The 784-nt window shown below is 39.3% G+C and carries 1 protein-coding gene; it reads left to right on the top strand.

Annotated features, from left to right (window positions below; translation table 11 throughout):
- A partial coding sequence (locus tag HOLDEFILI_RS10955; RefSeq protein WP_006059747.1) for an IS1595 family transposase occupies positions 1 to 719 on the top strand: 719 nt, incomplete at its 5' end.
- Between the last annotated feature and the right edge of the window lie 65 nt (positions 720 to 784).

The raw sequence follows: 784 nt of genomic DNA, 5'->3' as shown, positions 1-784 counted from the left end.
AAAATTATGACCAATGGCAGCGGTTTTTAGAATGTTATCTTCGTGGAGAAAGCCTAGATGTGTGTGCTCGCGTAGCTCAAATTCATCGAAATACGGCTTTTCGTTGGAGACACAAAGTCAACGATGCTTTAAATGCATTGATGAACCGAGATCAATTAGAGGGAATTGTCTGTCTGGACGAAACTTTTGTTGAACGGATAGAAAAAGGAGAGGAAGAATTGGAAGGCTCAAAAAAAAAGCGAGGAATTAGTAAGCAGAAGGTAAACTTATGCTGCGCAATTGATGCCCAGGGGAGAACCGTAATTCAAGCCAGCGATGTAGGACGGATCAAAGCAACAAGTTCAATTCATGTTTTCCAAGGAAAAATTAAAGAAGGCTGTGACTTGGTTACAGACAGTCAGCGGTCATATCATCGGCTCGTTCAAGAATTGAAGGTAACATGGCATAAGATTCCAAGCGGAAAGAAAAAGGTAGACACTTACACGTTGGATAAAGTCAATTTACTGCATAGCAATCTTAAACAATATCTTCAGCGTTTCAGAGGGGTCAGCTATGCCTTTTTACAAGGTTATATCATTATGTTCAAAGTGAACGAGTTTTATAGAAAAAGTTCCATATTGGGGTCAAGCGAGAGGCTCATGGCTAAGTTAATGACCTTAAAAACGGTTTTAACTTGCAAACAAATTGATCGTCAGGAAGTTTCCTGGCTTGTTTTATAGACTTTTTCCAACACTCGTTCTGGTGATAAAATCTTATGCTCAAGAAAAAAAGGCGTTGATTTCCA

It is taken from the genome of Holdemania filiformis DSM 12042 (assembly GCF_000157995.1).
In the GTDB taxonomy this organism is placed as follows: Bacteria; Bacillota_I; Bacilli_A; order Erysipelotrichales; family Erysipelotrichaceae; genus Holdemania; species Holdemania filiformis.
Note: the sequence above shows the minus strand (reverse complement) of the source record. Positions and strands in the feature narration are given on the sequence as shown.